General features: G+C 65.3%; 16 protein-coding genes. 10 read left to right on the top strand and 6 right to left on the bottom strand.

What is annotated here, in order from left to right:
- The first annotated feature begins 301 nt into the window (after nt 1–301).
- From LWE61_RS05800 to LWE61_RS05810, 3 genes are all read left to right on the top strand, one after another.
- Nucleotides 302–1,726 carry a DEAD/DEAH box helicase gene (locus LWE61_RS05800; protein ID WP_234149104.1) on the top strand — a complete coding sequence of 475 codons (1,425 nt, stop codon included), beginning with the start codon at nt 302–304 and terminating at the stop codon, nt 1,724–1,726.
- A 766-nt stretch (nt 1,727–2,492) separates the two neighbouring features.
- Complete coding sequence (locus tag LWE61_RS05805; protein WP_234149105.1) at nt 2,493–4,214, top strand: ATP-binding protein; 1,722 nt, start codon at nt 2,493–2,495, stop codon at nt 4,212–4,214.
- A gap of 226 nt (nt 4,215–4,440) precedes the next feature.
- The gene (locus LWE61_RS05810; RefSeq protein WP_234149106.1) at nt 4,441–5,097 is read left to right on the top strand and encodes a hypothetical protein; all 657 of its coding nucleotides are present in this window, start codon (nt 4,441–4,443) and stop codon (nt 5,095–5,097) included.
- A 146-nt stretch (nt 5,098–5,243) separates the two neighbouring features.
- Here the strand turns inward: LWE61_RS05810 and LWE61_RS05815 are convergent, their stop codons facing one another.
- From LWE61_RS05815 to LWE61_RS05825, 3 genes are all read right to left on the bottom strand, one after another.
- On the bottom strand, nt 5,244–6,182 hold the full coding sequence (locus LWE61_RS05815) for a hemolysin family protein (protein ID WP_234149107.1): 939 nt from the start codon (nt 6,180–6,182) through the stop codon (nt 5,244–5,246).
- Nucleotides 6,183–6,251: 69 nt separating this feature from the next.
- A complete protein-coding gene (ybeY, locus tag LWE61_RS05820) occupies nt 6,252–6,761 on the bottom strand; it encodes an rRNA maturation RNase YbeY (RefSeq protein ID WP_234149108.1) in 510 nt (169 codons plus the stop codon).
- A 209-nt stretch (nt 6,762–6,970) separates the two neighbouring features.
- Nucleotides 6,971–7,969, bottom strand: coding sequence for a PhoH family protein (locus LWE61_RS05825; protein WP_234149109.1), 999 nt, complete (start codon nt 7,967–7,969; stop codon nt 6,971–6,973).
- Nucleotides 7,970–8,268: 299 nt separating this feature from the next.
- Here LWE61_RS05825 and cobA point away from each other — a divergent pair, with 299 nt between their 5' ends.
- Genes cobA through LWE61_RS05850 form a run of 5 tightly spaced genes read left to right on the top strand, consistent with a single transcriptional unit; the run spans nt 8,269 to nt 12,224 of the window.
- Complete coding sequence (gene cobA, locus LWE61_RS05830) at nt 8,269–9,114, top strand: uroporphyrinogen-III C-methyltransferase (RefSeq protein ID WP_234149454.1); 846 nt, start codon at nt 8,269–8,271, stop codon at nt 9,112–9,114.
- The gene (locus LWE61_RS05835; protein WP_234149110.1) at nt 9,111–9,398 is read left to right on the top strand and encodes a DUF2849 domain-containing protein; all 288 of its coding nucleotides are present in this window, start codon (nt 9,111–9,113) and stop codon (nt 9,396–9,398) included. Before cobA ends, LWE61_RS05835 begins: the two co-directional genes overlap by 4 nt.
- Nucleotides 9,399–9,402: 4 nt before the next feature.
- Nucleotides 9,403–11,034: a nitrite/sulfite reductase gene (locus LWE61_RS05840; protein WP_234149111.1), complete on the top strand. Its 1,632-nt coding sequence runs from the start codon at nt 9,403–9,405 to the stop codon at nt 11,032–11,034.
- Entirely contained in the window at nt 11,027–11,452 is a 426-nt protein-coding gene (locus LWE61_RS05845; RefSeq protein ID WP_234149112.1) for a DUF934 domain-containing protein, read from the top strand. Before LWE61_RS05840 ends, LWE61_RS05845 begins: the two co-directional genes overlap by 8 nt.
- Nucleotides 11,445–12,224, top strand: coding sequence for a phosphoadenylyl-sulfate reductase (locus LWE61_RS05850; protein ID WP_234149113.1), 780 nt, complete (start codon nt 11,445–11,447; stop codon nt 12,222–12,224). Before LWE61_RS05845 ends, LWE61_RS05850 begins: the two co-directional genes overlap by 8 nt.
- A gap of 216 nt (nt 12,225–12,440) precedes the next feature.
- On the opposite strand, the gene LWE61_RS05855 is transcribed toward LWE61_RS05850, so the two are convergent.
- The 3 genes from LWE61_RS05855 to LWE61_RS05865 form a co-directional block, all read right to left on the bottom strand.
- A complete protein-coding gene (locus LWE61_RS05855; protein WP_234149114.1) occupies nt 12,441–13,250 on the bottom strand; it encodes an alpha/beta fold hydrolase in 810 nt (269 codons plus the stop codon).
- A gap of 10 nt (nt 13,251–13,260) precedes the next feature.
- On the bottom strand, nt 13,261–15,636 hold the full coding sequence (gene clpA, locus LWE61_RS05860; RefSeq protein ID WP_234149115.1) for an ATP-dependent Clp protease ATP-binding subunit ClpA: 2,376 nt from the start codon (nt 15,634–15,636) through the stop codon (nt 13,261–13,263).
- Nucleotides 15,637–15,854: 218 nt separating this feature from the next.
- The gene (locus LWE61_RS05865; protein WP_267961610.1) at nt 15,855–16,103 is read right to left on the bottom strand and encodes a DUF1192 domain-containing protein; all 249 of its coding nucleotides are present in this window, start codon (nt 16,101–16,103) and stop codon (nt 15,855–15,857) included.
- A gap of 62 nt (nt 16,104–16,165) precedes the next feature.
- Between LWE61_RS05865 and LWE61_RS05870 the strand changes: the two genes are divergently transcribed.
- Nucleotides 16,166–17,170 carry an NAD(P)H-quinone oxidoreductase gene (locus LWE61_RS05870; protein WP_234149116.1) on the top strand — a complete coding sequence of 335 codons (1,005 nt, stop codon included), beginning with the start codon at nt 16,166–16,168 and terminating at the stop codon, nt 17,168–17,170.
- Nucleotides 17,171–17,173: 3 nt separating this feature from the next.
- A complete protein-coding gene (locus tag LWE61_RS05875) occupies nt 17,174–17,797 on the top strand; it encodes a glutathione S-transferase family protein (RefSeq protein WP_234149117.1) in 624 nt (207 codons plus the stop codon).
- Nucleotides 17,798–17,895: the final 98 nt, after the last annotated feature.

The raw sequence follows: 17,895 nt of genomic DNA on the forward strand, positions 1-17,895 counted from the left end.
CCACCCTACAGACGGCCGGTAAAGCGTGCGTAAAGATTTCGCAGATGCAATAGACTTTCGTCGCCCTTGCGTATCGAACGGAAATGGCCTAGGGGCACTTCCACGCATGACAGTGTTGGCGGCGTGATCATCCATCCTCGACTCGACCGGGCGAATACCGGCAGACGAAGTGAATGGAGCGCCAACCATGCGATTGACATATCGGACCTTCCCTCGTCACGCGGATCGTCTCCATCACCCGGATGGAGTATCGCGCGCCCTGTCGGCTGTGCTCTCCGTCCTTGACGAGGACTAAAACTCAATGACCGAATTCTCCACGCTCGGCCTGGCCGAGCCTGTGCTGAAGGCGCTCGTCGCCAAGAAATATGTGACCGCCAGCCCGATTCAGGCGCAGGCGATCCCGCCGCTGATGGAAGGCCGCGACCTGTGCGGTATCGCCCAGACCGGCACCGGCAAGACGGCGGCGTTCGCGCTGCCCACGCTGCATTATCTCCACAACAACCCCGGCCCGCGCAAGAGCGGGTCGTGCCGCGTCCTCATCCTCTCGCCCACGCGCGAACTGGCGGCGCAGATCGCGCAGAGCTTCCGCGACTATGGCCGTTTCCTGCCCTTCACCGTGGACGCGGTGTTCGGCGGCGTGCCGATCAACCGCCAGATCCAGAAGCTTAAGGAAGGCCTCGACATCGTCGTCGCCACGCCGGGCCGCCTGATCGACCTGCTGGAACAGCGCGCGCTCAAGCTCGACGATGTCGAGATCTTCGTGCTGGACGAGGCCGACCAGATGATGGACCTGGGCTTCATCGTGCCCTTGAAGCGCATCGCCAAGCTGCTGCCGAAAAAGCGCCAGAACCTGTTCTTCTCCGCCACCATGCCCAAGGCGATCAAGGATCTGTCGACCCAGTTCATCACCGATCCGGTGCATGTCGAGGTCGCGCCCCAGTCCACCACGGCGGAGCGGGTCAAGCAGTTCGCGACCTTTGTAAACCAGAAGGAGAAGCAGGCGCTGCTGACCCTGACCATCCAGTCGGAGACGATCGAGCGCGCGCTGATCTTCACCCGCACCAAGCATGGCGCGGACCGGGTCGTGCGCCATCTGGTTGGCGCGGGCATCCAGGCGATGGCGATCCATGGCAACAAGAGCCAGGCGCAGCGCACCACCGCGTTGCAGGCCTTCCGCTCCGGCCAGATCAAGCTGCTGGTCGCGACGGACATCGCGGCGCGCGGTATCGACGTGCCGGGCGTCAGCCATGTCTTCAACTTCGAACTGCCCAATGTGGCGGAGCAATATGTCCACCGGATCGGCCGCACCGCCCGTGCGGGCGCGGACGGCCTCTCCATCAGCTTCGTGGCGGATGACGAGCGTCCCTTCCTCAAGGCTATCGAGCGCGCGACGCGCATCAAGCTGGAGGTCGTGCCCCTGCCGGAGAATTTCGTGGAGAATGCGGCCAAGCTGCCCGCTCCCGCCGCCGTGCGCCATGCGGAGCCGGGTCGCGGCGAAGGCGGCCGGGGTCGTCCCGGCGGCGGTGGTCGCCAGGGCAGCGGCGGCGGTCGTGGTGGCGAGCAGCGTTCGGGCGGCCAGCGCCCCGGCGGGCAGGGTCATGCCGCAGGCCACGCGCAGAATGAGGATGAGAATCGCGCGCACCGCCCGCGTCGCCGCAGCGGCGGCCCGGTCGGCGCCCACCGCAATGCGGTGCAGCGCACCGGCGGCAGCAAGGCGGGCCGCTAAGGCTTTCCCGACTACGGGAGCAGGGGACGCCCGAGTGTGTCGGTCCCCCGCTCCGGTGGTTTGGTTGCCGGAGTTTCGACTGACCGCGTTTTCCGGGTTGGCAGAGGGTCGCTTCCGCTTCGGAGACACTCTGGACATGGACAAGAGCCGCCATGCCGCGCGACAGCGGGCGTGGCGGCTTTTTTCGTGCGGGATTGTAGGGGTGGAAAGGGGAGGGTTGCATCCGGGCTTCTCCCACCCCTCCTATCGCAGGGTTTAGGACGACTGGGCCGGAAGGGTGGTGCGAGTGGACTCTCCCATCTCCCCCCTCATCCCGACCCGGACTTGATCCGGGATGGCGCTTTGTATCGTGATGCCTCCGCTGGAGCATGTACGCATCATCCGTTCGCCCTGGGCGTGCCGAAGGGCAACAACAGCCCTTCGGCACGCTTAGGACGAACGCTGTTTCTATCTCGCATGCACAAGCGGGATAATGGCTGATTTGGTCCGGGGTGACGATGATCGGGACGACAGGGGATGGCCCTGACGCTGCACCTCCCCCCCCCCCCCGTCACCCGCAAACGCCTCCCCCGCCGTCCGGCCACAGCAACGGACGCCCCGCGGAACCCGGCGATCCCGGCCCGCACCAGTGGAGTGCGGCCCCACCCATGCCTCCAATATGGAGGATTTCCTGTAACATGCTGGCGATGTTGAACTATTCAAACCCGCCGTCTCTGCGATAGGATGCGCTCCACCAGTCGCACAGCGACGATTCGAGAGGCGCAGCATGGCACAGGATCGGCTCAGGGAGGTGCAGGACGGCCGATCGTTGCAGGCGGCGCGCTGGGCCGATGCCGCCAACGCCATCGAACGGCTGGCGCAGGCGCGCTCCATCGACGATGTGGTGGAATTGCTGCGCGCTTCCGCCCGCCGCGTGGTCGGCGCGGACGGCATCGCGGTGGTCCTGCGCGAAGGCGACCAATGCCATTATGTCGCGGAGGACGCGCGGGAGCCATTGTGGGCGGGGCAGCGTTTCGCCGCCGAATTCTGCGTCTCCGGCTGGGCGATGGCGCACCGGCAGACGGTCGCCATCCGCAACGTGCTGCTCGACCCCCGCGTGCCGCAGGACGCCTATCGCGCGACCTTCGTGCGCAGCATGTTGATGGTGCCTATCGGCGCGGGCGACCCGGTGGCGGCGGTCGGCGCCTATTGGTCGGACACCGGCCAGCCCAGCGGCACCGAGATCGCCCTGCTGGAAAGCCTGGCCCGCGCGGCGTCGACGGCGCTGGAGAATGGCCGGCTGCTCTCGTCGCTCGAACGGCTGAACGGGGAGCTGGAGCAGCGGGTGGTGGACCGCACCGCCGAACTGGAACGCACGCAGGAAAAATTGCGCCAGACCCAGAAGATGGAGGTGATCGGCCAGCTGACCGGCAATGTCGCCCATGACTTCAACAATCTGCTGGCGCCCATCATGGCCGCGCTGGACCGGGTGCTGGCCGCCGATGCCCTGTCCCCGTCGATCGTGCGCAGCGCCGCGCTGGGCATGCAGGCGGCGGAAAATGCCAAGACGCTGGTGCAGCGCCTGCTGGCCTTTGCACGCCGCCAGCCGCTGATTTCCACGGCGGTCGATCTGGGCGCGCTGGTCGAGAATATGCGCAGCCTGCTGGCCAGCACCATCGGCCCTTGCGTGACGCTGGACCTGTCGGTCGCGCCCGACCTGTCCGCCGTCCGCGCCGACCGGCACCAGCTGGAGATGGCGATCCTGAACCTGGCGGTGAACGCGCGCGACGCGATGACCGGCAGCGGCGATTTCGCCATCGCGGCGGAGGCGGCGCGCGGCCCTCTGCCCGACGGCCTCGCGCCCGGCCACTATGTCCTGCTGACGGTGCGCGACAGCGGGTGCGGGATGGACGCGGCGACGCTGCGGCTGGCGACGGAGCCGTTCTTCACCACCAAGGATGCGGGCAGCGGCACCGGCCTCGGCCTGTCGATGGTCGACGGGCTTATCAGCCAGCTGGGCGGCGCGATCCGCATCGACAGCGCGCCGGGGCAAGGCACGAGCGTCCGGCTGTGGTTGCCGGTGGTCAAGGCGGCGGCCGCGCCCGCCACGCTGGCCAGCCCCGATTCCGACGCGGAGACGGCGCAGGGCACGCTGCTGCTGGTCGATGACGATGCGCTGGTGCGGATGGGCACGAACGACATATTGACCGACATCGGCTATCGCGTGACGGAGGCGGAGGACGCGCAGCAGGCGCTGGCGCTGATCGAGGACGGCTTCCACCCCGATGTGGTGGTGACGGACCATGTCATGCCCGGCATGACCGGCGCGGAATTCGCCCTGCGCCTGCGGTCCGACCATCCCGACATGGCGGTGATGATTATCTCCGGCTATCAGGGCATCGACCTGATCGCGCCGGACATCGTGCGCCTGTCGAAGCCATTCCGGCAGGTGCATCTGAAAACCAGCCTCGCCGCCGCACGGGCGCAGGTGGAGTCTGCGCGGCTGTAGGGTGCGGGAGATGTGTGGGGAGCGGGACAGTTTGCCACCGTCTTACGTTGCTGCGCTCGCAATGACGAATTGGGGTGGTTAGCGGAAAGTCCGCTATTGTGCCGCTAAGCCTCAGGTGGGCAGCAATATACAAACGATAATCGCTGAACAAGCCCGAAATGCGGTTACTCGACAGGATCAGGCTCGGCAATTATTCAGCATGAAGCATTGCCGCGAGGGGCCGTTCATGTCGCGATATCAAGTAACGTTCTCCATACTGTGCCTCGCGGCAATTCCAATCGGTCTTTTCGGTCTCATTAGCAAGTTTCTGAACGGCATGAATGACCGGGTATTTTGGGCGTATTTGCTGGCGACATTGCTAGCAGCGGCTGCGATGTACGTTAAGCGCAAGCAGTCCATGGCTGACGAGGCGATTTTTCGTTTGGCCAGTGCGCCGAAATGGCTTGCGCTTTCTCCTGTGCGCCGCATGCAGATGATGTGGCTTGATTGGCCGCTTTTCTCGAAAGTACGTGAAGCGGAAGCGCAACGTCTCAAGGTCGAACCTTTGACCAGAGTCTCGTTTGAAGCGGACAGTTTGAAGCTCATTCCCGTCCATGCCCAGCATCGCCGCCGATATTTTTTGAAGAGGATCGCGGAGATGACCCGGGTTCGGGGAATACAAGTCCGCAGTTCGACAAACGGCGTCTTTGGGCCCGGATTTTTTGCGGATAAAGTAGAGTTACACTGGCAAGGGGGCGATAAGCGTATCTGGAGGCACATCCGAACCCAGATAATCGATGGAGAGCCTATATCCCTCAGGCATTTCTACGACACACTTGCAAGCGGATATCTTTTGACGCTGTCGGATGAAGAGCGGCATAATTACATGATAGGCACGAGGTAATTCATAGTCTGCTCTTGGGAAAGAAGAAACGGCGACCGAACGTCCAAAGAGCTCGCTTTCAGACCCTCTGCACCCGATGCGATCGGCACCCCGGATGGTGTCCGCGGTGCCCATGCAGGCCAGCCTCCACACACCCCGCCGCGCGGCTATTCCTCGTCATCCTCCGCCACTTCGACGGGTGGGTGGAGGCGCAGGCGGGTGACGCGGCGGGTGTCGCCTTCCAGTATCTCCAGCCGCCAGCCGCTTTCCGGGTGGAGCAGGATCTCGCCCTTCGCCGGGACATGGCCCGCGATAACGAAGGCCAGACCGCCCAGCGTGTCGATGTCTTCCTCGACCTCCGCCAGGCGCGCGTCGCCCACGTCGCGGGCCACATCGTCCAGCTCGGCGCGGGCGTCCGCGTCCCAGCAGCCCGCATCGCCATGCGCGACGAGCAGCGCCTCCGGCTCCTCGTCATGTTCGTCCTCGATCTCGCCGACGATCTCCTCCATCAGATCCTCGATGGTCAGCAGGCCGTCGGTGCCCGAATATTCATCGACCACGATGGCGAGATGGGTGCGCTTGGCCCGCATTTCGGCCAGCAGGTCCAGCACGCCCATGCTTTGCGGCACATAGAGCGGCTGGCGGATCAGGCCCTCCAGCGTCTCCGGGTGGGCCTGTCCCTGCGCCAGGATGGCGAAGGCGTCGCGGATGTGGATCATACCGGTGACGGTGTCGAGGCTGTCCTTGTACACCGGCACGCGGCTGTGCCCCGCCTCCACGAACAGCGCCATCAACTGGGCGAAGCTGGCGTCCTGCGAGATGGCGATGATCTCGCCGCGCGGCACGGCCACGTCATCGACGGTATGTTCGCCGAAGTGGAGGAGATTCTTGAACATCTGCCGCTCGACGAGGGAGAGGTCGCCCTTGGCCGGCGCGGCGCCCGCCTCGTCCTCATATTCGTCAATCGTATGTTCCAGCTCTTCGCGGAGGCTGGTCTCCGGCTCCTCGCCAAACAACAGGGCGCGAAGCCCGCGCCATATTCGGCCGCCTTCGTTGCTACTGTCCGCTTCCTTCGACGTTGAGGAGGCGTTGCCGGCTTCAGCCATCGGTCGTCTGGTCCCTGTTTGCGGGGCAGATGCGCCCCCGATATTCCATGTCAGAGCGCAAAGACGCCCTTAATGATCCGCATATGGATCAGCGATGCCCAGAGATGCAAGGGCCGCCGTCTCCATCGCCTCCATCGCCTCGGCCTCCGCCTCGTCCTCGACATGGTCGTAACCCAAGAGGTGGAGGACGCCATGCACCATCAGATGCACGGCATGATCCGTCACGCTGACGCCCTTTTCCGCCGCCTCGCGCGCGCAGGTCTCCTGCGCCAGCACGATGTCGCCGACCAGTATCTCGCCATCGTCGGCCATCGCCGTGGCTTCCATGAAATCCGGCTGGAGCATGGGAAAGGACAGGACGTTGGTCGGCTTGTCCTTGTTGCGATAGGCGGCGTTGAGAGCCTGCACCTCCGCATCGTCGGCCAGCTTGACGGAGAGTTCGAAGGTGGCGGGATGGGTCAGTATCTCGCCATGGGGCGTCTGCGCGATGGCGGCGCGGGCGGCCTTTTCCGCCAGCACGGTCCATTCCTCCACCGGGCCGTCCCACAGGGGGATGGAATCGACGATGACGTCAAGCATGGCGAAGACCGGCCCTGTCATGGGGGAAGCGATGCGGCAAAGCGAAATCCCTGAGCGCGTCGTGCCGGTGACGGTCGGGACGCCCTGTCATGGCGCAGCGGCGGAACCGCGACGCAGCGACAGGCCGTCCCTTCCCGCGCCGGGAGGACGAGAAAATATGAAGGCTGGCCCTAGGGCGTGGATGTGACCGGCGCAAGACGCTGGCCCGGTCAGGCATCCGGCCCCTCATAGGCTTGCACGATACGACCCACGATGGGATGGCGCACCACGTCCGCCGCGCTGAAGCGGACGGTGCCGAAACCCTCGATCCCCTCCAGCTTGTGCACCGCGTCGTTCAGGCCGGAAGCGCCCATTCCGCCGGGAAGGTCGGTCTGGTTGGGATCGCCGCACACCACCATGCGGCTCTTCTCGCCGAAACGCGTGAGGAACATCTTCATCTGCATGGGCGTGGTGTTCTGCGCCTCGTCCAGGATGATGAAGGCGTCGGCCAGCGTGCGGCCGCGCATGAAGGCGATGGGCGCAATCTCTATCTCGCCCGACGCGATGCGCCGTTCCACCTGTTCGGGCGGCATGCAGTCGTTCAGCGCGTCATAGAGGGGGCGAAGGTACGGATCGACCTTCTCCTTCATGTCGCCGGGCAGGAAGCCCAGCTTCTCCCCCGCCTCCACCGCCGGGCGGGAGAGGATGAGGCGCTGGACGGAGCCGCTCATCAACTGCGACACGGCCTGCGCGACGGCGATATAGGTCTTGCCCGTGCCCGCCGGCCCGAGGGCGAAGATGATGTCGTCGCGGATCAGCGCTTCCATATAGGTGGCCTGCGTCGGGGTGCGCGGGACGATCGTCTTCTTGCGCGTGCGGATCATGATGGACGGGGGGGTATGGACGTCGTGGCGGATGATGCCGTCCAGCGTGGGTTCGTTCGACATGCCGATCAGCGCCTCCACCACGCCGGAGTCGATATCCTGCCCCTGCACGATGCGGTTGTAGAGGCCGGTCAGCACGTCGCGGGCGCGCGCGGCGGCGGAGGCCTCCCCCTCTATCTGTATCTTGTTGCCACGGGCGAGGATGTACACGCCCAGCCTGTTCTCGATGCTGACCAGATTCTGGTCATATTGGCCGAAAAGCGTGCCGAGAAGTTGAGGACGGTCGAAGACGACCTCTATCCGGCTGCGGTCGCCCGATTGGGCGGGTACAGGCTTGCGGCTCATCTGGTCCTTTCGAGGTTGCTCGACTCGGACAGAGGATGGAGCGGCTTGGCCGGGATTGCCAGAGCTATTGTGGGGTATGCGGCGGGTTGCGGCGGATATGTTGCCCCCATGCCATCGGAGGAGGACGGGGCACAGGGGGGAGGCGCGTGGCGAAGGGGCGTCTGACCCGATGGCGAGGGGGCCTGCTGGTCCCGTGGATCGCCCGGCGGATGGTGCCGGAGGGGCGCACAAGTTTAGCTAGGGCTGGCCCAAGACTTGATGGCTTGGCCTTTTCCGGCACCATCGCCATATCGCGCATCATGAGCGATTCCTCCCCTTTTTCGCCCGCTGCCGGACCCTCCGCCGCTGGACCCGATGCGGGGACGGTCTATCTGGTCGGCGCCGGTCCCGGCGACCCGGACCTGCTGACCGTGCGCGCGGCGCGGCTGATCGCGACCGCCGATGTCATCGTGCATGACGGGCTGGTCGGTGACGGCGTGCTGGCGCTGGCTCCGGCGGGTGCCGAACTGATCTCCGTCGCCAAGAAGCGCGACCGGCACAGCGTCCCGCAGGAGGGCATCAACGCCCTGCTGGTCGAACATGCGAAGGCGGGCCGTGACGTGGTGCGGCTCAAGGGTGGCGACCCCTTCATCTTTGGGCGCGGCGGTGAGGAACTGGAAGCCTGCCGCGTGGCGGGCATCATGGTCGAGGTCGTGCCGGGCATCAGCGCGGCCATGGGCTGCGCGGCGGCGGCCAACCTGCCGCTGACCCATCGCGACGTCGCCAGCGCCGTGACCTTTGTCGCGGGCCAGTGCAAGGGCCTGTCCGACCAGAATTGGGCGGGGCTGGCCGGGGCCGGCCGCACCCTCGTCATCTATATGGGCGTCGCGACGGCGGACGATATTGCGGACAAGCTGATGGCCGACGGCCTGTCGCCCGACACGCCCGTCGTCGTGCTGGAGAATGGCACGCTGCCGGAGCAGCGCGCGCTCCGCACGCTGCTTGCCGATCTGGGCGACATGGTTCATCGGGAGGACGTACGCAGCCCGGCTGTGATCGTCGTGGGGAATGTGGCGGGTCTGGCTGACGCATCCGACAGACTCGGCAATCGTGCGGGCGGGTTGCAGATGCTCGATATATTGAGGGGTAAAGAGGGACTGTCATGATTATTGCGACAGGTAATGACCTGGGCAGCGGCGACGTCATCTGGTGGACCGGCAACGGCTGGTCGCGCCATGTGGGCGAGGCCGTCGACGTGGGCGACGAGGGCGAGGCGATCATCGCGCGGGAAAGCGCCGCGCGCCGCGTGAACGTGGCCTATCTGGTGGAGGCGGACGCCGGTCCCAACGGACCGCTGCCGCAGCATATCAAGGAGCGCATCCGTGCGTCCGGTCCCACGGTGCGGACCGACCTTGCCATCAACACCGATATTCCGATCGTGAAGGCCTGACGCCATGTATCAATATGACCAGTATGACCAGGCGATGGTCGATGCGCGCGTCGCGGATTTCCGCGACCAGACGCAGCGCCGCCTGTCGGGCGAGATGACGGAGGAGCAGTTCCGCCCGCTCCGCCTGATGAACGGCCTGTATCTGCAATTGCACGCCTATATGCTGCGCGTCGCCATCCCCTATGGCACGCTGAGCGCGAAGCAGATGAAGATGCTCGCCCATATCGCGCGCAAATATGACAAGGATTACGGGCATTTCACCACCCGCCAGAACATCCAGTACAACTGGATCAAGCTGGAGGATGCGCCCGACATCCTGGCCGACCTGGCCAGCGTGGAGATGCACGCCATCCAGACCAGCGGCAATTGCATCCGCAACATCAGTTCGGACCAATATGCCGGTGTCGCCGCCGACGAAGTGTCGGACCCGCGCCCCTGGGCCGAACTGCTGCGCCAATGGTCGAGCTTCCACCCGGAGTTCACCTATCTGCCGCGCAAGTTCAAGATTTGCGTGATCGCGTCGGAGGAAGACCGCGCCGCGATGCGCCTGCACGACATCGGCATCGAGCTGGTGAAGCGGGACGGTGTCGTCGGTGCGAAGGTCTTTGCCGGTGGCGGCATGGGCCGTACGCCGATCGTCGGCCCGGAGATCAAGGATTTCGTGGCCGAGGACGAGATCATCTCCTACGTCGAGGCCGCGCTGCGCGTCTACAATCGCTACGGCCGCCGCGACAATAAGTATAAGGCGCGGATCAAGATCCTCGTCTCCGAGATCGGCGTCGAGGAATATAAGCGGCAGGTCGAGGAAGAATGGGCGCATATGAAGACGCTCGGCATCGACCCGCCACGGGCCGAGCTGGACCGCATCCGCGCCCATTTCGTCGATCCCGCCTATGAAACCGGCCTGTCGGACGACATCGACCGCAGCAACCGGGACTTTGCCCTGTGGGTCGACAGCCAGGTCATCGCGCACAAGCGGCCGGGCTATGCCATCGTCAATATCTCGCTGAAGCCCATCACCGGCATACCCGGCGATGCGTCCTCCGCGCAGATCGACCTGATCGCGGATCTGGCGGAGCGGTATAGCTTCGACGAACTGCGCATCACCCATGCGCAGAATGTAGTGCTGCCGTCGGTGAAGAAGGCGGACCTGCCCGTCCTGTGGCAAAAGCTGGTCGAGGCGGGTCTGGCCGAGGCGAACCTCGACCTCATCACCGACATCATCGCCTGCCCCGGCCTGGACTATTGCAGTCTGGCCAATGCGCGGTCGATCCCGCTGTCGCAGAAGATCGCCAAGCGGTTCGCCGATCCGGTGCGCCAGCGCGACATTGGCGAGCTGAAGCTGAAAATCTCCGGCTGCATCAATGCCTGCGGTCATCATCATGCCGGGCACATCGGTATCCTTGGCGTGGATCGGCGCGGCAAGGAGAATTACCAGTTGCTGTTCGGCGGATCGGGCGCGCAGGATGCGAGTCTGGGCAAGATCGTCGGCCCTGGCTTTGACGAGGACGGCGTGGTCGACGCCATCGAAAAGGCGACGAACCTGTATCTGGACAAGCGCGAAGAGGGCGAGCGTTTCCTCGACACCTATCGCCGGATCGGCATGGAGCCGTTCAAGGAGGCTATCTATGGCTGACATCATCAGCTTTCGCGACGACGCCGCCAGCCAGGAGCCGGCGGTCAGCGTCGAGAGCTTTGCCGGGCAGAACAACGCCACCGCCGTCCGTATCGAGCCGGGCGAGGATGCGCGCGCGCTGATCCCCGATCTCGACCGGTTGTCGCTGGTCGAGGTGAATTTCCCGGCGTTCGGCGACGGGCGCGGTTATTCGGCGGCGGCCATCCTGCGGGAGGCAGGGTACACCGGCGAATTGCGTGCGGTGGGCGATGTACTGGTCGACCAGATCCTCGCCATGCGCCGCTGCGGCTTCGACACTTTCGCTCCCAAGGCACCGGTCGACCGGGCGGTTCTCGATGCGGCACTGGCCCGCTATCCGCAGGTTTATCAGAAAGTCGCCGTGTCCGAGCGGCCGATCTGGTCCCTGCGTCATGGCTGAGCCGGCGCGCAGGATCGACATCATCGACACGAAGCCCCGCTTTACGCAGGCGGACGCCGACGCGCTGAACGCGCGGTTCGAGGGCGTGGATACCGCGACCATGCTCCGCACGGTGTTCGCCGAACGGCTGCTGGGCCGGGTCGGCGTCGTCTCCTCCTTCGGGACGGAGAGCGCGGTGCTGCTCCACCTGATCGCCACGGCGGACAAGAGCGTGCCGGTGATCTTCGTGGACACGCTCAAGATGTTCCCGGAGACGCTGGAGTATCGCGATACGCTGGTCGCGCGGCTGGGCTTTACCGACAGCCAGACGATCACGCCCGATCCGGTGGTGCTGGAGAAGAAGGATGCGACCGGCCTGCGCTGGTCCTTCGACCCTGATGGCTGCTGCGAAATCCGCAAGGTCGAGCCGCTGGCCCGCGCCAAGGCGGGGCTGGACAGCTGGATTTCGGGGCGCAAGGCGTTCCAGTCGCAGACCCGCGCCAACCTGCCCCGGTTCGAGGTCGAGGATGGCCGGATCAAGCTGAACCCGCTGGGCGATTGGGACAAGGCGCGGCTGGAAGCCTATTTCGCGGAGCATGACCTGCCACGCCATGCGCTGGAGGCGCAGGGCTATCTGTCGGTCGGCTGCGAGCCGTGCACGTCCAAGGTGCTGCCGGGCGAAGACCCGCGCGCGGGCCGCTGGCGCGGGTGGGACAAGGTGGAATGTGGCATCCACACCATTTCGACGCCCATCGGCGATCCCGACGATCCGGCGAACGAACCGGTGTTCTGACGACTGTCGGATTGCGGGTCATGGGTCATGCGCCGGATGGGAAACCGTCCGGCGTTTTGTTTGGGGCGGTGGGTTTTGGGGTGATGCGGCCTGTCGAGGGCGGTGCGACGGATGTCGGGTCGATGGGCCTGCGCGGGCCGTTCTGGTCGGCTGGAGTGCGATGACGTTGGATTGACCCGCCTCGCAAATGACGATTCGAGGAAAAGTCATCATGCCCTATCGCAGGAAGCGGCCGTCGGTCAGGAAATGCGCGGTCTGTCGCTGGACGGCGGGGCTGAACGGCATGATCGCGTGGGAGACGGGGAGGGTGACATGGTCCGCTTCCCCAGCCAGATGGGTGGAGGCCACGCTGACCTTTCCATCATGGGGATGGGGCATGACGCGCAGCGGCGTGGGCAGGGGGCTGTCGCCCGCGATTACGCCGACCGGATAGGTGGGCAGGTCCAGCCCGTCGAGCGCGGGCAGCCTGCGCTGCGTGACCAGCGCCGGACCCGCCCGGCCCAGTAAGGGACGGAGCAGGCGTTGACCGGTGCAGAAATCCGCCAGCTCGCTGCCGCCATTGGGCGTGCCGATCATCACCATATGGCCCATGCCGGCGGGCTGGAGCCGTTCCACCACCGAACGGGCGATCAGGCCACCCATGGAATGGCCCACGAAATGCACCGGGCCTGCGTGGCCGATGCCGCGCTTCTCCAGCGCGGCGGCGACGCGCGCGACGATGGTGTCGAAGGGCGCGGCCCAGCTTTCATACCAGGGGCAGAAGGGCCGGAATCCCTGCGCCCGGAGCGCGCGGCCCATGGCGCGCATCGTCCAGGGCGCGCCCATGAAGCCGTGCAACAGGACGACAGCGCCACGATCCGGTGGCGGGGTGGGATCATCATCGGGGCTGAGATCCGGGCCACGATCCGGGGCACGGTTTGGACCATGGTCGGGGCGTTGCGCCGTCCCGTGCCCCTGTGCCGGATAGGACAAACCGGGCGGAGCATGGCCCCGCCCGGTTTCCTCCTGATCGTCGATCCTACCCAAAGGGGTGCGATCAATCCTTGGCGGCATCGGTCCCGGACGTGTCCTCACCCGATACGCCGTCCTTGGCAGGCTTTGCCTTGGGCGTGCGGGGGGCCTTGGGCACGTTCTTCGCCTTGGCCTTCTTGGGCGCGGAGGGCGCGATCTCGAAGGCCAGCACCTCGTCCTTCAGCCGGACCGTAACCTCGCCGCCGTGGACCAGCTTGCCGAACAACAGTTCCTCGGCCAGCGGCTGCTTGATCTTCTCCTGCATCAGGCGGCCCATCGGGCGCGCGCCATACATGCGATCATAGCCACGGTTGGTCAGCCATTTGCGGGCGTCCGCCTCCAGCGTGATGTGGACGTCGCGGTCGGCCAGTTGCAGCTCCAGCTGGAGGATGAACTTGTCGACGACGCGTTCCACCACTTCCGGCGGCAGATAGCCGAAGGGGACGATGGCATCGAGACGGTTGCGGAATTCGGGGGTGAAGAGATTCTTCACCGCTTCTTCCTGCGCATCCTCGCGGGTCAGCTCGCCGAAGCCGATGCTTTCCTTCGCCATGTCGGAGGCGCCCGCATTGGTCGTCATGATGAGGATGACGTTGCGGAAGTCCACCGTCTTGCCATGATGATCGGTCAGGCGGCCATTATCCATCACCTGCAACAGGATGTTGAACAGGTCGGGATGCGCCTTCTCGATCTCGTCCAGCAGCAGCACGCAATGCGGTTGCTGGTCGATGGCGTCGGTCAGCAGGCCGCCCTGGTCATAGCCGACATAGCCCGGAGGGGCGCCGATCAGACGGCTGACCGAATGACGCTCCATATATTCGGACATGTCGAACCGCTGGAGCGGGATGCCGAGCAGGGTCGCCAACTGGCGCGCCACCTCCGTCTTGCCGACGCCCGTGGGGCCGGAGAAGAGATAGTTGCCGATCGGCTTGTCGGGATCGCGCAGGCCAGCCCGCGACAGCTTGATCGCGGACGACAGCACCTCGATCGCCTTGTCCTGGCCGAAGACGACACGCTTCAGGTCCGTGGTCAGCGATTCCAGCACCGACTTGTCGTCGCTGGACACCGACTTGGGAGGGATGCGGGCCATGGTCGCGATGACCTGCTCGATCTCCTTGGGCGTGATGACCTTCTTGCGCTTCGACGGCACCACCAGCATCTGCATCGCGCCGACCTCGTCGATCACGTCGATCGCCTTGTCCGGCAGCTTGCGGTCGTTGATGTAGCGGGCCGACAATTCGACGGCGGCCTTGATCGCCTCCGGCGTGTAGCGCACCGAATGATGGTTTTCGAAGGCGGACCGCAGGCCGGTGAGGATCTTGATCGTATCCTCGATGGTCGGCTCGTTCACGTCGATCTTCTGGAACCGGCGCAGCAGGGCGCGGTCCTTCTCGAAGTGATTGCGGAACTCCTTGTAGGTGGTCGAGCCGATGCAGCGGATCGTGCCGCCGGACAGGGCGGGCTTGAGCAGGTTCGATGCATCCATCGCGCCGCCGGACGTCGCGCCCGCACCGATGACGGTGTGGATTTCGTCGATGAAGAGGACCGCGTGGGGCAGCTTCTCCAGCTCCGTGACGACCGCCTTCAGACGCTCCTCGAAATCGCCGCGATAGCGGGTGCCGGCCAGCAAAGCGCCCATGTCGAGCGAGTAGATGACGGCTTCCTTGAGCACTTCGGGCACTTCGCCCTCGATGATCTTGCGGGCCAGACCCTCCGCGATGGCGGTCTTGCCAACGCCCGGATCGCCCACATAGAGCGGGTTGTTCTTGGACCGGCGGCACAGGATCTGGATGGTGCGGTCGACTTCCGACGCGCGGCCGATCAGCGGATCGACCTTACCCTCCATCGCTTTTTCGTTGAGGTTCACGGTGAACTGGTCGAGGGCGCCATCCTTCTTCTTTTCCACCTTGGGTTTTTCCTCGCTGCTCTCGCTCTTGGGCGTTTCCGGCGCGGAGGCCGTGGCACCCTTGCCGACGCCGTGGCTGAGATAGCTGACGGCATCGAGGCGGCTCATGTCCTGCTGTTGCAGGAAATAGACGGCATAGCTGTCCCGTTCGGAGAAGAGCGCGACCAGGACGTTGGCGCCCGTCACCTCTTCCTTGCCGGAGGACTGCACATGCAGGATGGCGCGTTGCACGACACGCTGAAAACCGCTGGTGGGGGAGGGATCGACCGTCCCCTCGACCTTCAGGCTCTCCAGCTCCGTATCGAGATAATGGGTGACGGCATCGCCCAGCTCACCCAGTTCGACGCCGCACGCCTGCATCACCTTGGACGCATGTTCGTCATCAATCAGAGCGAGAAGCAGATGTTCGAGCGTGGCATATTCATGGTGCCGATCCGACGCATGGGTCAGCGCGTTATGGAGGGTGGATTCCAGGGCGGAGGCAAATGACGGCATATTCTTATACTCCAACAACCCGTACCGGGCTGAATACAACCCGATATCCTGCGGGTTGAGACCAACCCCATGTCGGCATGCCGTCCTGTCCCTTCAAGGGCTTGAGCACCCTTTGCAGAGCATGGCCGACGAGCGACCGCGACAAGTTTCGGTTCCGGCGGATTGACGATCCGCCGTCTCCTCGACCCCATCTCTCCTATATCCAGCCTTTTTGCAGGCTATTGTTTCCTGAATAACGCATCAGCGCTTGCTTTATGGTTAACGGCCTTAAAGATTTTCTGTTGCGTCCGTTCGATTTCGGCCGTCAACGCGGTAATCCTTTCCTCCAGTTCCGCAACCGAGAAAGGATCGAGATCCTGCCGCGCCAGCAGGCCGATGATGTCGCTATTGTCGCGACGGGGCAGAAAGTCGTCCGCATCCACGGCTTGAATGTTGACCCATAAGGTTCCGCTGTCAATAAGCGACATAGGTATGGGATCGGGGTATGAGGCCGGGGGCATGAAGCCGGTCGCCACGGCGGGGGGATAGTATGAACGGCACGGCCAGCATCCCGGCGGACATGACCGCGATCGGCATCAGCCAGCCCGGCGGGCCGGAGGTGCTGACGCCGGTCACCCTGCCCACGCCCGTCCCCGCCAGCGGCGAAGTGCTGATCCGCGTGGCCGCCGCGGGGGTCAACCGGCCGGACGTCATGCAGCGGCAGGGCAAATATCCGCCGCCGCCGGGCGCGCCGGTCACGCCGGGGCTGGAGGTCGCGGGCGACATCGTGGCCATCGGCCCGGACGTGGACGCCGCGCTGATCGGCCGGCGGGTCTGCGCGCTGCTGCCGGGGGGCGGCTATGCCGGCTATGCGCTGGCCCATGCGGACCATTGCCTGCCGCTGCCCGACAGCCTGTCCTATGTCGAGGGCGCGGCGATCCCGGAGACGCTGTTCACCGTCTGGTCCAACCTGTTCGAGCGTGCCTATATCGTGGATGGCGACAGCGTGCTGGTCCATGGCGGCACCAGCGGCATCGGCACCATGGCCATCGCGCTGTGCCGCCTGTTCGACATCCGCATCTTCGTCACCTGCGGCACCGAGGAGAAATGCGCCGTCGCGCGGGATCTGGGCGCGGTCGCGATCAATTACAGGACACAGGATTTCGTCGAGGTCGTCCGGGCGGAGACGCAGGGCAAGGGCGTCAATGCGGTGCTGGACATGGTCGGCGGCGACTATGTGCCGCGCAACCTGCAATGCCTGGGCGAGGATGGCCGTCATGTGTCCATCGCCGTGCTGGCCGGGCCGAAGACGACGCTGTTCCTGCCGGAGGTGATGCAACGGCGGCTGACCCTGACCGGGTCGACCCTGCGGCCGCGATCCGCCGGGTTCAAGGCGATGCTGGCGCTGGAGATCGGCCGGACGGTGTGGCCGATGGTGGAGTCGGGCGAATTGCGCCCCGTCATCGACCGGGTCTTTCCGCTGGCCGATGCCGCCGCCGCCCATGCGCGGATGGACGCGGGCGAGCATGTCGGCAAGATCGTGTTGCAGGTCTGAACGATGGCGGAGCGGCTGATCCTGCATGAAGATGCCGTGTCGGGCAATTGCTACAAGATCCGGCTGACCGCGGCGTTGCTGACCATCCCGCTGGAGCGGCGCGGCTATGACATATTGGCCGGGGAGACGCGCACGCCAGCCTTCCTCGCCACGGTCAATCCCAATGGCCGAATCCCCGTGCTCCAGATCGGCGACAGGTTCCTGCCGGAGAGCAATGCGGCCTGCCACTGGCTGGCCAGCGAATCGGCGCTGATCCCGTCCGACCGGTTCGACCGGGCGGACATGCTGCGCTGGATGTTCTGGGAGCAATATAATCATGAGCCGAACATCGCGACCCTGCGCTTCTGGCGGTCCATCGTCGGGGAAGCGCGGCTGACCGAGGTGCAGCGCGCGCTGGTGCCGGGCAAGGAGGCGGCCGGTGCGGACGCGCTGGCGCTGATGGAGCGGCACCTGGCCGGGCAGGACTGGTTCGTGGGGGAGGGGGCCAGCCTCGCGGACATCTGCCTGTTCGCCTATACCCATGTCGCGGGGGAGGGTGGTTTCGCGATGGCGGCCTATCCCGCGATCGGCGCATGGCTGGACCGGGTGCGGCATTTACCCGGTTTCGTGGCGCTGGACGCGCGCTGACCGGCCGGCCCGGCGTCTCGCAACCGTCATATTCCGCAAAAAACTGTCACACTCCGGGGTTATGAACCTGTCTCCAGGAACAGGAACCGGGGGCTTGG

This window comes from Sphingobium sufflavum (assembly GCF_021403115.1).
GTDB lineage: Bacteria > Pseudomonadota > Alphaproteobacteria > Sphingomonadales > Sphingomonadaceae > Sphingobium > Sphingobium sufflavum.